Raw genomic sequence first — 18,541 nt, 5'->3', positions numbered from 1 at the left:
CTATCCTTTAATAACCAGATCTCGCATAAGCTGAAAAGGGTCATCATACTTATCTTTAAGTTCTTTCACTATTTCACGATATCCAATTCCGTATAGATCCTTCGCTGAAGCAACCCTCTGCGCATAAAAAGGCCCCAGCTTTTTTTCCTCAAGATAATTAATCTCCATCCATATTGCGTGACCTTCAACCAGCCGCAACGGAATGCCATCAAGATCACTACCGAACTTATCATATTGCCAAACATGCGTCAGTTCGTGAACTAGGGTAGACAGAGCAAGATATTCAGGCATTGAATTTTCAATATAGATTCTGACTGAACCATCTTTATATCGAACAGCAGCTCCAAGACTTCTTGGTGTAAGCTTTGAACAAGGATTATAAAGTGTCCCTACACATTTTGACAAAGTCAAAGGATCTACAATGTGGACATGACAAGAATCAATTATACCATCCAAGCCAAATTTACTGCACATCCAACAAGAAATCTCTTCCAATTTTTTCCTATAATCATCTTTATTCTTAATCCGCGCAGACCGTTCACAATTACCACAACAAACTCTTCCATCATCTGATTTCCACAACAGTTCCGGAGAAATAGGGCAGCCACAGAAATCACATTCATAATTACCCCCCTCAGATGCTACGCTTCTTTCCAGAAAGGCTTCACGACGTTTTCGTATTGTCTGATGACGGGTTTCAATAAGCGTTGAAATTATTGAACGTAACTCTTTCAGCCTAAGAACTTCAGGCTCCTTTTCTTGTCCATACCACAAGAAACTTTCTGATTTATCTTCAAGAGATTCATACCAGAACAAATAATCCTCCAACACTTCAAAAATATGATCTTTGCCAGCCTCAATAGCCCTGCAAAGTCCCATATCCACGATAGAATCTTCAAAAATTTCAATGCCGATACGCCCGTCTCCGCCATGCTCAAGGGATTCTTCAAAGTGAGGCAAAGCTGATATACGCGTAGCAAGTTGTAACTTTTCGGCAATCGGATCACCTCCTATTTCAGGAGGTCGAACCGGAATAACATGCAGATATTGATGTAAATCGGGGAACATGCTCTGTAATATTTCTTTCAGCAAAATTGCAAATGTAAAAGAAATCTTTGAGTCGGCATCAAGAGGATGTGACGCTTCTGAAGAAATTTCCCAACGTAATCGTCTACCATGATTCATGGTACGTTTTAACGTATCGTGCATGGGAATATATTTAAATTTATTAACCCCGAGGTTAACTCCGTCACTGAACTGGAAATAACCCTCAGTTTTAATAGAATAAAAACAATCTTCAATAGTACTGTTAAAATAAAAATGTCCGAAACTCTTCCCATCATTTTCGCAGGCAAGCACCTCATTACATCCGTGGCACTCAATTATGACCTTATGCCTATAGCTCCGTTCATCATCAGGAAGAACATACTCAACATTAACGAACTTCCCTGCTTTATTGATGGATGAAATTTTATAAGCTTCCCCGTTATAACAGTGAACCTGACCCGGAAGATAATTCTGCACAATCTGATGCCCAAAAACTTTTTTAATAGTCCTGCCGGAAGCATCATTGAAATTAAATATTTCACGATGAGCCATTGCCCAGTCTTTTGACATTTCGTGTGGAATTTTATATTTAGCCGATGAAACAAAATCATTCAAATCGTCATCAAAAACCATCTCATCTCTAATAGTAAAGTAAGACGAAATGTCAGACTTTTTATTATAGGCATAGTTAAAAACAGATCTGAGGTTGTCATCAACTGTCGCCCCGGCAAGCTCATCAGTATGAAAAAATGAATCAACAAACTGCCGGATACTTTTCTCATCCATCTCTTCAACACGAAGTCTTTCATACACAAGCAACGCTACCCCTGTCTTATCCCTGCTAAGTAGAGGAGCAAATTTTTGCAGAGGATTCTCCATGAAAAAATCAATATATTCAAGGAAGTAATCACGAAGCATATAGCGAGGGCTGAAAACATTCGCCATCATATACTTATTGGCACCCTCTAGTGTTTTACTAAGCGTCAACGGCAAATTATAAGAATCGTCCCTTGCGACTATTATCGCAGCATCGCCTATCGCTCTCAGCATTGGACGAGTCGCAATGGCAACCCTGCTGCTGTAAGAACCTCTGTTTAAATCTCCAGATTCCACATCATCCATACGGCTGACAAATTCACTCCATGCGGTTTTATTAAATCCCTGCATCTCTACAGAAGGAATTGCTGAAGACAACATATAGGCGGCAAGACCATTTTCAGGAGAAACATAATCACATACTCCGCCCAACACCCTAAGGTAATTGCTGGAATCATTCAGATCAAAAAATCTATAACAATACGACTCAGGTCTTTTACCTCTGAATGTAAATTTTTCAGGATGTCCTCCAAGATATGCTCTTGCAACTACTTTAATCGAAGCATCATAATCGTCTGTAAGAAAAATCATCTGCAAATCATCACCGCGAATATCACGTATAATTCTAAGAACTGATGCCGCAGGCAGAATATTTGAAAAAACACTTTCATCCAGATTAAGTACAATAATTTTACTGACCTGTTCAATCCAATCTCTTACGGTGTCCAGACGCTTTAACAATAATTCATTGGGACAACTGATCAGAACATCTTCCTGTCCCGTAAAATCATCAAATCCAACCATTGCAATTGCATTTTTAGAATAAAGCGATCCATCTTCGAGCCAGCGGGTAAGCCACGCCTCTTCTTCCTGACGCTGAATGGACCCCTGCAATGAACTGGTAAAAACAACTATTTTATTAAGCCTCTGTATATCGTGCTGAACGCCTGTAAAAAGAATAGGAGCAACTTCATCATACATTCCACTCACAACAAGCAGGTCTTTCCCATCCCATAAAGCTTCAAGCAACTTTCTGTGCATTTCGTTAAATCCACGCGGGAAATAGCCACTTATAGACCTGATTATCGATGCCAAACGTCTATCAGTAACCATTGAAGACTGGTCAGCAACTATCCTGACACGACTTTCGTTAACGCCGCTACTATAAAGAATACTGCGCCAGAAGACTGCGCCTATAGAATCAAAAAACTCTCCACACTTACCGGTTAATTTCCCGGAACTGGATTCATGAGTAAAGCTGGTTCTACTTTCTTTACTCTCCCCCGAAAAATAAAGCCCGGTAATAAAAAATGTCAGAGTTAAAAATACCGGATACTTAAGAACGGTTGATTCAAACAAACCATGCGGAGCAACCTTATGAGCGACAAGTGATGCCACTATAAAAAATAAAGCCAGAGTCGTCAGAAAGAGTCCCAGTATCTTAAATTCAGGGTTCATCAATATATTACCCTGAATACCTTTCTTATACCCGAGAGGCATTTTTTTTACTTTTTGCAAGGAGTAATCATCAAGAAACAATTCATTTTTACATACCCGGCGAAACACTCTGGACAGGAATGACAAACCGCTGAATGTCTTAATCTTTCCACATATAAAAATACCCATATGTATAAAACCCATAACAACAGCCAAAAGCGCAACCACACCAGCATTTAAATATAGAAGAAATATCTCCACGCCTCCCGGGGTATCCCCAAATGACCTTTCAATATTTTCTAGAGCACCCGGCACCACCCGTGGCAACGCATAAAAAAGAATCGTAATTCCAAAAAGTAAATATACAAGAGGAAGCATCCAGTAGCGGCAATTGCGAGGTAAGGAAAGGACATATACTGCTATTAAACTTACAAATCCTACGGCAAATGGTATCAAATAGTTATACATATTTTTTTCCTCCCTCAAACATTCCATCTTCTTCCAAGGTAACAAGTTCAAACGGGAAATAGGTCACCATAGAAGTGTTGTGTCCGCGTTTAATCATAAGATTATAAGACGCTGCACCGGGAATATATGTTGAAGGGGAATATATAATATTTTCATCAACCGGACGGTCATAATCAATTTTATCTATAAATTCATCTGAATTGACAATATTCACGTCTGTTTTCCAAATATCAGCCAAAGGACGCATTAATTCAATATGATCCGTAACTTTATTGGCATGATATAAAATTAAACTTTTCCGGCGGCGTTCCGAACTAACTTCCTTAAGAAGCTTCCGATAGTTATTTGCAACAACAGCAAATTCGCACTGCTTTTTCAAATGAGCCATATTACTTTTCAAAATTTCAGATAATCGACCCTTATAAAACTCTGCTCTTGCTTCAAATTCACTATGCACTCGCCTTAGTTTCACCTTGGCTCCGCCATAACAAACAATCATTATCAGAATCGAAAAAGAACACCAACCGAGCATGTACCATTGATAGTCTCCTCCTCCGAGAAAGAGCATCAGCAAGACAAACAAAGTCAGTAATCCTCCGTAATAAAGAAGCATTTTACTACCTGAAAAAATCTCAGTTCTGTATATCAACTTATCCATCAGCGATTGAGTTTCATTCTTCCAGTCCAGATTAAAGTCACAAAAAGCTTTTCGGGCGACCTGCCTTTTCATACTTTCGCGTTCTTCCTTGAATTTCTCCAAGGTTGTTTCGATATTATCGACATCCAAAGTCTCCACGTTCTTAGCAGCACGCTTTGTCTGAAACACATTTTCTCTATCCAAGCTTTTATACTGATCCTGTTCACTGATTAGAGAAATATTAAAATCTTCCCACCAAAATTTCCAATCAGAAACATCTATCCCTAAAGGCGGCGGCGGAAGAAGTGAAGACTTCGGTTCTTCAAAATGAAACTCGGGAGTACGTTGCAAAGCGAAACTGCCTTGAACTGCCCTGACGCTATCCACTTTCACAGAATCTCGAGCAGACTCAAGTGCATGCAGATAACGGTCAAGCATTGTCCCGGCCAGTTCGGTGTTAATATCAATATTATCTCCCAAAGAAAGAAAACTTCTGGAATCCAGCATGTTGCCATCATCGCCTATTTCTAAAAGCAAAAGAATCACAACCCCCACTCTGAACTGTGTCGAGTTGTGCCTCGGTGCACTGAAATCGGCCTGCCGCACCCGGACGCAGCAGCTTCTTTCATCCATAATCCCGCCGACACTGTAATAATCGTATAATAATTCTTTAAGTATAATTTCCGGTTTGAGTGCATTCAGGGCCTGTGGATCGACTTCCAGACGGGCAAGCAGCTTTTCTTTAAAGTTATCATTAAGATCTACAGCTTTTTTCGAATACAGATACTCATTTTCACCCGGGAAAGAAGCGTTACATTCCTGCTCCACACGCGTAGCTGCATCAGAAACACAATCAATATAGCTATTACAACAAAGCATTAATTCATCTCGCAACTCATTGCTCAACCCTTCAATTCCCTCACTTATAACTTCATTGCTGAAATCAAGATTCGGCTTTAAAGCGGCAAGATTCTTGAGATCGCTATCGTGAAAAGTACAAGGTATTTCGTTTAACACAGTATACCCGCGCGTATCCATTTCCCAATGCAAGTAGCTTTTATCACTTTCATTACTCGGAGCATGAGTATGCCCCTGCCTGCTGACTGGATCGACAACAATATAACTGACACGCACAGGAGAGAACTTTAATTTCCCTTGCAGCCGAGAAAACAAATTATGCTGAACCCGTGTAATCTGATCAGCAAGCGATCCACGACAGGGATTTATATCTTCATCATAATTACCCACATCTTCCGAAACACCAAGCACGACTATTGCCTGCCAGTTTTTTACAGATAATCTCCGTAAATACTGCAATAATTTCTTGTAGCTGAGCTCATAATTAACATCCTCGCCGGGACTGCGTTCCTCCCAAAACATTTTCAGCTCACCGGAGGACAAAAGTGGATACAAATAAGGTTTAAACTCAGCCATCGACGTAATTTCACCATAAAAATCAAGCACAACGGTTTGCACAAAAAACTCCCCTTTCTTATAGAGCCAGACTCTTTTCTGTATACATTCAGGACAAGATCATCTCTAAAAGATATCTTCCAAAGTCTTCTGGTAACTTTTAACTTTTACATCCCAGTTTCGACCGAGGCGTGTCCCTTCTGAAAGGTACTGTGAATAAATCGAAGAATTTGCTAAGAGATCATTTATCTCTATTATGGTTTCTTCCTTGTTTTTTGCATCATTTGTCTTCCCGTTCTGAGCTTCCTTAGTCCTTATTATCAAATTAAAAAGGATATTCATCAGGGTTACGGTTTTCTTCTCTAATTCTTCCTCAGGCATTGCAGGTCTCTCGTTTACGAAGCTCGCAATGGCATCCAGTATAGTAATTTTTTCAGGGGAATACTCGACTGATCTTGAACTGAATGACCTTTCAACCTCTCCGCCGGTACGTTTAAAAGGAACTTTGGATATTTCAGCATTGGCCCAATCTGATATTGAGTAAACCAGTCCCGGATTATGGGGGAGGGCTTCGTACAAATCATACAAACCACCTGCAACCGGAGTTCCGCCCTTATAAACCAACTTGATAGCTTCATTACCTTCTTTATCAACAGTATGACATTCCCAGAAAGACCGGCTGCCTTCTGTGCGGCTTTTAAAGCGCGCAAAGGCAAGACCAAGCAGAAAAGCTTCATTACTGAGTTTTAGATCTCCCGCCCCTGTAACACTGTTAAGGTCGGTCATATATGCGGGAAGATGCCATCGTTTATCTAAGTGAGGGGTAATCGTGTCGCCGCCAGCTACAAGTCGCTTTATTCTGCGCTTGTACGCAGTATGATATGAACCGTCTGCCCCGCTTGATCCGGGGGCAGAGGCTTTGAACTTAGTAAAATCAGAAGCAAGATAACCATATCGTGCAGTGTAGCGAATCAGTTCAGTTTCGGGGAAAGAGTCATCCCGGACAAGTCTGCTGTTACCCCCGAAATTATCTTTAACCCAGTCTTCGGAACAACCGTCAAGAGTTTTAGAATTAATACCCCAGTACTCCTGATTCTGAACTTTTCCCTTTGAAATTTCGGGAGCGAATGGAGAAGCCAGACGTTCCAAAATTGCAATCCGCTCTTTCAAATGAGTATCATGATCAATATTTCGAGAGCGGGCTTCTTCAGTTAAGGCCTCCAGAACATTGTAACTTAAACGTCCCGACTCCATAATTTCATTCTCACACCACGAAACTATTTCCTCACCGAAATTTATTCCTCTAGAGAATCTTTCTCTCTTACCTCCAAAGTGATTACCGCAAAATCTTTTATATCTATCTTCATAAATTTTTTTGAGGAAATCCGGAGGCAGTTCACTGCTTTTTGCTACAGAATTCCGAAGCTCTTTCCACATGGATTCCTTGTCTTCAGCAGACGCGAGCACATAAACATTCATCGGATCCTGATTGCGCTCATTTTCGTTAGAGCAATCTCTTATTTCTTTTTGCAGACCGTTTCTAATAGAACGCAACTGATCGAAATAATCTTTCCAATCCCGCAAAAGATCACGCACACAGCTTAATAGCTCTTCATACACCAACTCTTTAAGCTTAATTTGCCGATACAGATTAAGTCCATTGAGCTGTCTCGAAGATTTTTCCTTATATTCAATAACCAAAGCTTTGAATTTACGCCCGAGCAGCTTAGAAAACCATGAAATATTCTCAAGGTTGCGGAATCTATCTTCAATAGTTTCAACAATATCTCTTTTATTACTCAAATTATAAGCTTTTTTATAATTATCTATATTTTTTTCAACCTGCGCTACCTGCTCGCGAACTTTTTTCAAATTCACCTCGAGCAACTCCTCCAAGCTGTAAAGAACATACCGGACTGCAACAGGGTGAAGTGGATAAGGACGATTAAGCATCCAGGTATTCAGACTGTGATCTGAATTAACCATTTTTTCACAGCCGCTTCTTACAGTCTGATTTATGATAAAACTTTTGTTGCTTCTGACTGAAACAAAAACCTGCCGCTGGTATGCTGAAAGATGTCCTTCCATATCTTCTACGGCAGAAATTACATTTTCCCCTCTGGTCATCTGACCATTATCAAGAACACAACTCTGTTCCATGTAATTTAGGTCTTTATCATCCTTAACTATCTGTTCAATCAACTTATCTACATTCCCCAGAAACAATTCGGAACGAGGCTTTGTATCAATAGCTCTTTCGCCCGGAATATGAACAGCGTCATAAATACTTAAAAAGAAAGGATCAGGGTTATTATCTTTTGCATAGTTATCAACAAGAGAAAGGTATCTTTTCCCTAACTTCGGACGCTCGCCGCCAACTCCCGCCTGCCTGTCTCTTTCATATTGTTCAAGTTCTCCGTCATATTCTTTATCAAGTCGCAACCATTCACTTGAAAAGCTCTCATCGGTCCAACGAAGGGCGCAATATCTAACAAGTTTTTTATAAGGATAAACAAGGGAAGCAACTCCGGCCCCGCAATAACGGTTAAGCCCGTTTTCACTGACCAGTCCAAGAATGAAATTATCCTCTTCCGAAAAAGAAGGACCGCTGATAGGTGAAAACAACTGAAGATGAATGGTCTTAACCATTTGATTAATGTAGTTATCGAGAAATTTAAGGTTTTCCCCTCTTTCATTCTCAAAATCATATAAAAAACAAAAATCGAAAGGAAGGTTATCATCAGTTACGACATGAGATTGCCGACCGTCGAGATCCTCCTGTCTGGGCTTATACTCAAGCTCGATAGTTGCTCCGCCACTATCAGACTTATCGATTCCGGCGTTTATGGTAATAGCATTAAGCTCTTTAAGACTCGCATATGCATTCGCCCGGACATTTTCGTGATGAGTTTCATCAAGAAGTCCGCTCTGAATCAAAGGATCAGGAAGCAGAAAAGCTCCACGAACCAGCACAGCATTTTTCTTAAACTCATTCATCAGAATGTCGCGGACATACATTGCTGTCTGTAAGAAAATTCCTGATCCAGTCCCGCCGCCTAGAGACGTTACAATCATAACCCTGACACTGGGCATAGCCCTGTCACCACGAGCCTGAAAAATATCCCGTATCTGAGAATGCAGTTTCGCAAGTTTCCCATCATCTATAGACGCGCGATACGCCAACCTTGAAACACAACGAACTTGCCCTGCTCCATCAGTCAAAAGCTTACGCTTAAGTTCTCTGACATCACTTGGAAACCATTCGTTGACAGAACTGTCTGCAATTTCAAGATAGTTACCGACAGTCCAGTTCGTGCTGGTCTGAGTAATTACATTTCGCAAGTTAGAACACTTATCTATGTCATTGATATTGGTATCAAAAGCATGAACAGCAATCCTATCGTGCATAGCCGGAGGAATTTTGCCATAAATCAGATCTACAACCTGTGACCCTATTCCGCCTAAACCTATAAGAAGAGTTGGAACTGTACTAAACTCCACGTTAGCCTCCGTAGTTATCTATTCGTAATGATATTTTTTGATTGAACTATTTCCACGAACCTCGAGAGAAGACCAACGAGACAGGCTCTGATCTTTTCGCTTAGGGAAATCCAGAGGCATACCCGCCAAAAACATATCCTTATTCTGACAGGATTTATCAACTACAATACTTGCAGGACTCATTCCGGCTTTAAAGATCACACCTCTAATATTTTTCACCTCAGCAACAGACGGCCAGAACCATTTAACAAGCAAAGAACCAACTCCTTGCCTGCTCAAAAATTCTGTATGAAATTTAGGAGGTACTCCACTGCGATTAACTTCCGATTTTATTCTGGCATCCTTTGCGAATCGCTGCTTAGTAAGCAATCTCCAGACATACCAACTCAAAAAACAAATAAGCAAGAACCAGCCAATCACGCTTTTATATTTTGCCCACCAATCAGCATCGTTCATTGAAAGTATGATGTTTGATGATAAAATTTCACCGGGAAACGGACCTTTCCAATTAAGCTGAACAGGAAACTCTCCGGCAGAAGCAGGTAAAGGCGGAGTAAGCATACCGAAGACCGGGGCTATCTCATAACCTCCGGGAACCTCGGAATCTTGCATTACAGCAAATTCAAGCTCATCATTAATGGAAGGTTCAACCTCCCAGTTTTCATGTTTTAAATCGATAGATTGCCCGTCTTCGCGAATTTGCAGAATAAGAGGGGCAACTTCTTCGGGCACAGCAACACTGCCATTCCAAAAAGGCATGCTCTGCACAAACTCAAGATTTCTCTTTTGCGGAACAATTTGAAATTTTAGATTCTTATTTTTAAGTCTGATTGCGGGATCATCAAGAAACTGAATATCTACGGAGACATCTGTCGGTGAGGAGAGAGTGAACTGTTTATCCCGATACAAATATACTGCAACAGGATTTCCCGGAAAATACAGAACTTCAGAGGAACAACCGGTCACCCCTGCTCTCTTTCGAGAACTGATTGTTATGCCTTCAGGAAGATCTCTGGCTGACAGTTGAACCATGCCCTTGTCCGCTCCTTTCGAGATATCAACAGCAACAGAACCTACCTCTTCCGGAACATCACAATATTTATAAGGAACATTAACCAAGGGCGAATTTAGGGTTGCAACTACCTCGCGCGAACCTTCTTTTGCGTTAATCTTGAACACACCGGATTTCAGGTGAAAATATCCTTGTGACACAGCTCGGATAGATATCTCCTTGCGGTCAGAAGCTCCTTTTATGGAGGAAACATTTTGCCACTCCGAAATGAATAAATTCAAATTTTTATCAAAATGAAAACGCTTTCCGATTGCGGTCATTTCGCTGTCAAGAACATGAACGTCTATCTGTGCAGCTTGTTCAGCACTAAGTTTTATATGATCTCCGGTTTTGTAATCTGAAAATTTCACATAAATTCTGAACCTGTCATCACGACATAAGACATAACTGCCTTCCCTCTCTTTTACGACTCCCCGCCCCTCTACTTGCAACTCAGGCTGAAAGTTCATAGCCGTCTCGATAAGTAATTTTTTTAAAGTGGAGGAAGTAAATCTGCCCGGACAATCTATTTGATATGTTCCCGGCCCCATAACCCTTTCACCGTTTCCGGCTATTGAAATAATTCCTGAAATATCCCGTTGCAAAACCTTTTTCAAAACAACTCCGGATGAGGATGTTATTTTTTCTTTATGAGGACTTTTTATCTCAACATTTTTGAACAGAATTTCTCTTCCATCAGGTGCAATCAATTTCTGAGGTTTTGAAAAATCATTACTTCCATAAACCTGTTGTAAAACACTGACGCGAAGTAATGGAAATATTGACCGGAATTCAAATTTGTCACCGGAAAAATTCGACGGGAATCTATCTTCAAACTCATCACGCCCTTCAATACGGGCTGCAACTTTTTTCATCGCATCAAGGATATGTTTGCCACCTCCCGCTGTGGAAACCTTTATAAGATCATCCACATGCCCGCCAACTTCCTTCCGCCACTTCTGATAAAGAGCCTCGCTTGCATCTGAACCGATCAATAAAAAAATAACCCTGCAATCGTTACCTGCTTTTTCCTTAAATTTCTCAATATCCAAAGCAACATTTTTAGACTGATTGTTAAAAACGCCGTCAGTAATGATTATCAGCCAGTCTTTACGATTTTCTTTAACCTTCTTGAGCAAGGAATCATTAAGAGTGCTCGCAAGAAAATGTTCAACCGCGACACTCACAGGTTTATAAGGAGTCTTGCCTCCACAACCGTAATTCCGAATATCGCTAATTGCCGAAGAAACCTTATCACCTGAATACGAAGGAATTTTTGTGGGGCCAGTTGCATTTACGGCACTCATACGGACAACATTTAAGGTGTCTTCCTTGTGCATAAGAGCCGCAAGAGTCTGAAGTGCATAGTTCGCATATATCCACTGATCTGTGGGCTTCTGATAACCAAACTTATGGTTAAAACCACCAAACATACTCATAGAATCATCATAAACAACTGAGACGACTCTCGCCTGTGCGGGACAGGCAAATCCTGCATAAATCAGTACCAGCAACAAACAGGCATAATATTTATTTGAGATCATCCCTCACCCCATACAGACATTTTATAACGCAAAACCTATATAAAACTTCACAAAGATGCTTTATGACTATAAAAACACAAAGACAAGCTAATATCTTATTTATCAAGCGTAATATTATCAAATTAATCAGAGGTCAACTTAAAACAACGAATTTTAAATTATAGACTGAACTATTTAAAAACTGAGCCATAAAATATATAACAAAGGGGCCTCCATACAAAACAAACAAAGTTAATTTAAATAAACATAATGATTACAGCCTCATTAAATTAAACCTTAATTAAATCAGCGAATTAAAAAGATTTTTCAATTGTCGCCACACCTCTTATTTTGCTTGATAACAACCCTTTTTTTTGAGAGTCTTCGCGCACTAAATTGAACTAAGGGTGGAACATGAAAAAAAATATCCCAAGTGAAGAAGAATGCGAAAGGTTGCTAACTGAAGTTTTCAAACTTCCTGAAGATCAGCTTGTAAGTGCCAGACTTGTTAAAACAGTTGCTTTACGGATAGGGCGTGATCTTAAATGGCTGCGTGACAGCGGCCCGAACATCTCTTTGATCAAAGCGGGTGCACTGCTGTGCCACGTTGCAGGACATGGCCCGAACCATGACAAACTCGCGGGGATAGAACTCAGGAAGCTCGGATATCCAGAAGTGGCTGACATAGCTGACGCACACTGGGAACTTGATTTTTCAGGAGAGTTACCTGCTTCAGAAAAGGAAATCGTTTTTATCGCCACTAAATTGGTAGAAAAAGATCAAATTATCAGTGTTGCTTATAAGTATGATTTTAAAATAGAAGCCGCAAAAAACAACCCGCAGGAAGTTGCTGATCTTAAGCGCAAAAAAGAAATTGCCATGAAGATCAAAACAACAATCGAGCACGAAACTGAAAAGAATCTGGAAGAACTGGCCATAGCAGAGAACTAAACCGATATTCGTAATTACAAGAAGATGAATTTATCAATTCAAAATCAACCTTTCACGGCCCGGATCTTTCAAATGAGATTCCGGGCCTTTTTTTATATATTTCCACGCATCTATTCAACCTGCCGCATATAATATTAGGGATAGCAATTCTCATCTGTTTCAGTGTAATATTATCATCACGGCTTATTTTGAGATTTTTTTTGAGAGGTGAATACATATGGGTAAAGAAAACAAGATTGAAAAATTCATAAAGCCGGATGAGCTTCCTGACTTCCTTCGTAAAATGGCTGAGGCTATCGAGACCGGAAAATCAGAGGACATGCCCGGCTTCACTTTCATGGCTGGCTTTAAAAAACTTAAAATCAATATCAGTCACAATTTAGAACAGACAACTATCAAAATTAAAGCCAAACCTGCTTACGAATCGGACGAGCAGAAAACGGATGACGGTATTTCCGGCAGACTCAAATACAGCAGTCTTAAAAAGCGGATGGGAGATTCTTTCAAAATAATATTTAAGACCATTCACGCAGGTTCATTTCCTCCCGGAGAGACTGTCAGCCAGTTCATAGAAGACTCTAAGCTGATGGTTACCTACGAAGGTTACGGTGACGAATATTATGAAGAATACATCACCGCCTGTGACACTTTTGAAAATGCTGTCGAGAACAATAATATTGAAGAAGCTCACAAAGCATGTGACAGTTTAAACAACATTAAAGCCCACTGCCATTCTCAACATAAATAAGAAGATTAAAATGAATACAAAACAAGTGTGCGTTGAAGAGATTGAGATTTCCCCGGAAATAACAGATGAAGATCGTGAAATTTTCTCTGCGGTTATTTCCGTTGATTTAGCCGACTGGCAGATTAAACAAATCGTAACTCCTTCTCAAATCCACCACAGACAGGAAAAGGTTCTCGCCGTGCACTGGCACCCTGAATTTGTTCCCATGAACCTCATCTCGCAGCGAATAGAAGCCATGTTCCCTAATAGAACGGATGATCTGTTAATCCCCACGCAGCATAATGAACTTATGAGCTACGGTCCTTATACAGGCGTTGAGGTTGACTGTTATGCCAGTGGATTCAATCAAAAAGTTCAATTACTGCTTCATTTTGAAAATGAGAAGGTTGAAAACGCTCACGTTTTAAAATCCATGCTGGCGCACACGTTCAAGTACCGCACATCGCAATTATTCGAATTTATGGATTCTATCACTCAACCCAATGAAAAAAGAGTGCACGAAGCCGCACGCGAAACCGGAGCAGACGAAGCGCTGGTTGAAATGGTTAGAATTTATGTAACCAAAATTCAAACCATGCTTGACGAAAACTGGTCGGATGTTCCAAAAGCTTCAATCAAAAATAAGCTTATTAAAAACTATTTTGATGCACTGCGCCCGAAATACGGCAACACTGTCATAAATAGAATTCAGGCCTACTTAAAAGCAGTTAAAATACTTGTAAAGGATGGCTTTTCCTTAAAATTTTTCTACAGAGCTACCGAAATAATTGAAGAAGCCCGTTCACTCGGAGGTTGTGTTGTAATTCCCCATCCCGAAGAATTCTGGCCCATACTGCTTGCCAAGTATGACGTGGATGGAATTGAAGCGTGGAATCCCCAATCCCAGCGCTATACTGATTTTCTGATCTCAGTTGTAAACGAGCAAAACATTAACCGCCGGGCCGGAAGCAAAGAAATATTGATATTCATGGGCGACGATTGCCACATGAGCGAAAAAACCAAACCGATAGACACGCAGGACCCGGCAAAAGCAGCCCGCGAAATAGGTTTGCAACCGGCATGGAACGACCTGAATATCAGAAAAAGACTGATCATAGCCGGAATAGACAGACAAACTGTGATAGATGAATACAGAGCAAGGCTGGCTGGATAAATTATTCCCGATTGTAGACCGCATGGAGACCTCAAATGACCGTTGAAAAAAAGTCTGACGATGTCACAACAAAAACCTTAAACATAAGGCCCAGATTATGATGACATTTGAAGGTTTAGATGAAAATTTTAAATTTCTTGTCCTTGAAGTAAAAACCCAGATCGGCGCGACTAGAAAATTTGTAAATTCCCCCTCACGCGCGCTTTTTCGCAAGATTACCTCGCGAGATGATCATATTGATAATCTTAAAACCATCATCGAGAATAAAAGCTATTCTCGCATAAACAAAGATACTGAACTGGACGACAAATCTCTGAATAAAATCAGAGCAATACAACTAGCATCAGTCAACCTCGAACGAATCGGTGACTACTGCGTCAACATAGTCAACCAGATGGCTTATCTTGAAGACAAAAATTTTGTAAACCGATTCGAGAACCCGGAAGCATTCGATATAATCGAAGAAACCACCGCTTTAATTGAAAAAGGTTTCAACGAAGATAATATGCCTTTAGCTCTTGAAATTTGTAAATCAGAATACAGCCTCGACTCTCTGTATAAAGACAATTTCAATCGCATTATGGCGGAGATGGGAAGCGGAAAAAATATCCCGGACTTAGTTACAGTCCTTTTCATATTCCGGTATCTTGAAAGAATCGGCGACTCTCTCCTTAACATCGGGGAAGCAATTATCTTCTCTATTTTAGGAGAACGCATCAAGATTGAACAATTTGAATCACTACAGCATACTCTGACCGTTTCCGGCTTTGACGGCTCGTTTTCAGACATTGATTTTCAAGGAATATGGGGCTCCCGCTCTGGATGCCGTATCGGACATGTGCAAGCAAAAGATAAAGAAAACGGTCCTCCGGTTGCGCAGGGAAGTATTTATAAAGAAGGAAATCTGGCAAAAATCAAACAGGAACGCGATAACCTCAAACTCTGGAATAATAATTTCCCGGGCATGGTTCCTGACATTTTCGGCTATCACGAATCTCCTGATGAAAATAAAGGCTCTATGCTGGTAGAATTTCTGCCGGGTTGCACATTGGATACAATGATCCTCACCTCTGACGATGCCGATCTTGAGAACGGACTGTTCACTCTGGAACAGACACTGCGCCATATCTGGAAAAAACCCATCAAGACAGGTCCGTTTCCAACCACCTATATGGAACAGCTCAAATCCCGCCAGCCCGGAGTTTTGCAAGTTCATCCCGAATTCAACACCCTTGCCGGATCACAGGGGTCTGTAGACATAACTTCCGCAACAGATCTCATTAATAAAGCAATGTCTGTTGAGAAGAATCTTCCCGCTCCGTTCACCGTTTTTATCCACGGAGATTTCAACTGCAACAACGTTGTTTACAGCAACGCAGATGAACGAATCAGATTCATTGATCTCCATAGATCAAGAGACTTTGACTATATTCAAGATATTTCTGTATTTCTTGTATCAAGCTTCCGCATGCCCATATTCGACCGGCCCATAAGAAATAAAATCAATGCTGTAATATCAAGATTTTATAGTTTTACAGAAGAATTTGCATTGGAAAATGACGATACAACATGGAAAGCAAGATTAACTCTGGCATTAGCACGCTCCTTCTATACGTCGACACGATTCGAATTCAATTACGGATTTGCAAAAGAAATGTTTAATCGCTCCATATTCCTTCTTGAAAAAATAAACCGCTACAACGGTAACTGGAACGACTTTGTACTGCCTGAAGATATTCTTCATTACTAACCCAAGCAACGTAAGGGATATATTATGAAAATAGGAGTAATCGGAATAAAAGGGGCATGGTCATCCGAACAACTGGCCGAAGCTGTCGCCAGCAAAACCGGTCAGGATAAAATGCTCTTCGAAATGGAAGATGTGCGCCTCGATCTTCCATCCGGCAAAGCCTTCGTTGACGGAGTGAATCTTTCTGAACTTGACGGAATTATCATAAAAAAAATCGGCAAGCAGTATTCACCGGTGCTGCTTGATCGCCTCGAAATGCTTCGTTTGCTCGAAGGACGGGGAATTAAAATATTTTCATCCCCGTACAGTATCTTAAGAGTGCTGGACAGGCTAACCTGTACGATATCGCTGCAACTGGGTAATATTCCAATGCCCCCGACAACTATCACCGAAGATATTGACCATGCACTTGCGGCAGTTGAGGAATACGGCGAAGCAGTGTTCAAACCTCTATACAGCACCAAGGCCCGCGGCATGTTTCTGCTTAAGCCTAATCCGCAAGCCCGCGAAACTATCGAAGAATACAGCAAAAAATACAAAACCATGTACATTCAGAAGACTATCGATCTCAAAAACAGTGATCTGGGAATCGTCTTTTTAGGCGGAAAATATGTAACAACATACGCTCGCTGTAAAACAAATGACGCATGGAATACCACTACGTTAAGCGGCGGAAAATACGCTCCCGTTGATCCTCCAGCAGAAATAATCGAACTTGCCCGCAAAGCACAATCTCTGTTTAATCTGGACTTCACCTGCGTGGATGTTGCACTCACTGATGAAGGGCCTTTCATTTTTGAAGTATCAGCCTTCGGAGGTTTCAGGGGACTGCTTGATGCGCGGGAAATAGACGCAGCTTCCATGTATGCTGATTATGCAATTGAGAAATTAAAATAATGAATGGAAATACAATCACAAGATCTGAAATAGTTAAAAAATATCGCAAAGAATTTCCGGCAACAGAATCTCTTTTCATCGATTTCGACGGCTGCGTAATTGAAACAAGAGTAAACAGCACTGCACTGCTTGCATACCTCAAAAATTATTTTAAAGAATTCCTGATTGAGGATGCAGAAGCAGAAATTCTTATCACTGCTCACGATTGCCTGCCCGTTGACCTTGGGATTAAATATGTTGTTAAACAACCCGATGCTGGAAAAACAAAAATTAAAAATGAACATGCAGACCTTGCTGACGGAAGAGTTGTTTACAAAAGTCTAACCGGAATGATCTTCGCCTTCGGACACGGGGAAAACATTGCTATCGGTCCCTGCATTGAAAATTCCAATCAGGTCATAAACTTCATCAATAATCGCTTTATAGAATACAAACTCAATCAGGGCTGCCTGCTGGGGCACGCTGCGGGAGTTCTTAAAAACGGACGCGGCATCGGCATTGCCGGTTTCTCAGGAATGGGAAAATCCACTCTGGCTCTACACTTAATGAGTAAAGGTACTACTTTTATCAGCAATGACAGAGTCATGATTGAAAACAGCAACTCTGGAATAACTGTCTACGGAGTGGCTAAACAGCCCAGAATAAATCCCGGGACAGCGTTGCACAACCCAGATTTAATCCACGTTGTTGCTGAAAATGACAGAGAAAAATTTATGGCTCTTCCGAAAGCGGAGCTATGGAATCTCGAACATAAATATGATGCGTTAATTGATGAGTGTTACGGCAAAAACAAATTTATTCTTCGCGCTCCAATGAGCGGATTAGTTATTTTGAATTGGCAGAGAGATGAAAACGAAACTGTCATTAAAATTGTTGATCCCATGAAACGCAAAGATCTGCTCCCTGCCTTCATGAAAGAATCAGGATTATTCTACCTTCCTGATTCGTCGGATAAAAGAAAAGATCCTGATATAGACGCATACGCAGCGATTCTTTCTAAAACAACACTCATAGAAATCAGCGGCGGTGTGGATTTTAAGAAGGCCACCGATGCCTGTCTCAAATTCATGCAGCTCGGTACGATTTAGCACTCTGCCTGCCACTTAATCGATTAACTTTTCAATTATCTACAAAATACACTTAACAAAA

10 protein-coding genes are annotated in these 18,541 nt (G+C 40.7%); 6 read left to right on the top strand and 4 right to left on the bottom strand.

The genetic code is table 11. From position 1 onward, the window contains the following. The 4 genes from BLT41_RS12950 to BLT41_RS12935 form a co-directional block, all read right to left on the bottom strand. On the bottom strand, positions 1 to 3,768 hold the full coding sequence (locus tag BLT41_RS12950) for a hypothetical protein (protein ID WP_092161830.1): 3,768 nt from the start codon (positions 3,766 to 3,768) through the stop codon (positions 1 to 3). Beyond that, positions 3,761 to 5,881 carry a hypothetical protein gene (locus BLT41_RS12945; RefSeq protein WP_092161829.1) on the bottom strand — a complete coding sequence of 707 codons (2,121 nt, stop codon included), beginning with the start codon at positions 5,879 to 5,881 and terminating at the stop codon, positions 3,761 to 3,763. The genes BLT41_RS12950 and BLT41_RS12945 overlap by 8 nt, the downstream gene beginning before the upstream one ends. Positions 5,882 to 5,944: 63 nt before the next feature. Next, positions 5,945 to 9,319: a tubulin-like doman-containing protein gene (locus tag BLT41_RS12940; RefSeq protein ID WP_170830373.1), complete on the bottom strand. Its 3,375-nt coding sequence runs from the start codon at positions 9,317 to 9,319 to the stop codon at positions 5,945 to 5,947. A gap of 18 nt (positions 9,320 to 9,337) precedes the next feature. Continuing rightward, positions 9,338 to 11,914 (bottom strand): vWA domain-containing protein, encoded by a 2,577-nt coding sequence (locus BLT41_RS12935; protein ID WP_092161827.1) that lies wholly within the window; start codon positions 11,912 to 11,914, stop codon positions 9,338 to 9,340. Between the two features lie 393 nt (positions 11,915 to 12,307). On the opposite strand from BLT41_RS12935, the gene BLT41_RS12930 reads away from it, so the two are divergent. The 6 genes from BLT41_RS12930 (at position 12,308) to BLT41_RS12905 (ending at position 18,480) form a co-directional block, all read left to right on the top strand. After that, complete coding sequence (locus BLT41_RS12930) at positions 12,308 to 12,844, top strand: hypothetical protein (protein WP_092161826.1); 537 nt, start codon at positions 12,308 to 12,310, stop codon at positions 12,842 to 12,844. Between the two features lie 217 nt (positions 12,845 to 13,061). Then, entirely contained in the window at positions 13,062 to 13,592 is a 531-nt protein-coding gene (locus tag BLT41_RS12925) for a GAK system XXXCH domain-containing protein (protein ID WP_092161825.1), read from the top strand. A 10-nt stretch (positions 13,593 to 13,602) separates the two neighbouring features. Continuing rightward, a complete protein-coding gene (locus tag BLT41_RS12920) occupies positions 13,603 to 14,745 on the top strand; it encodes a hypothetical protein (RefSeq protein ID WP_092161824.1) in 1,143 nt (380 codons plus the stop codon). A 97-nt stretch (positions 14,746 to 14,842) separates the two neighbouring features. Beyond that, positions 14,843 to 16,495, top strand: a complete 1,653-nt coding sequence (locus BLT41_RS12915) for a PhoU domain-containing protein (protein WP_092161823.1) — start codon at positions 14,843 to 14,845, stop codon at positions 16,493 to 16,495. Positions 16,496 to 16,519: 24 nt separating this feature from the next. Beyond that, positions 16,520 to 17,392, top strand: coding sequence for a GAK system ATP-grasp enzyme (locus tag BLT41_RS12910; RefSeq protein WP_092161822.1), 873 nt, complete (start codon positions 16,520 to 16,522; stop codon positions 17,390 to 17,392). Beyond that, positions 17,392 to 18,480, top strand: coding sequence for an HprK-related kinase B (locus tag BLT41_RS12905; RefSeq protein WP_092161821.1), 1,089 nt, complete (start codon positions 17,392 to 17,394; stop codon positions 18,478 to 18,480). The genes BLT41_RS12910 and BLT41_RS12905 overlap by 1 nt, the downstream gene beginning before the upstream one ends. The last annotated feature ends 61 nt before the right edge of the window (positions 18,481 to 18,541 follow it).

The organism is Maridesulfovibrio ferrireducens (genome assembly GCF_900101105.1).
In the GTDB taxonomy this organism is placed as follows: Bacteria; Desulfobacterota; Desulfovibrionia; order Desulfovibrionales; family Desulfovibrionaceae; genus Maridesulfovibrio; species Maridesulfovibrio ferrireducens.
The sequence above is the reverse complement of the archived record's forward strand: the minus strand, read 5'-3'. Positions and strand labels throughout refer to the sequence as shown.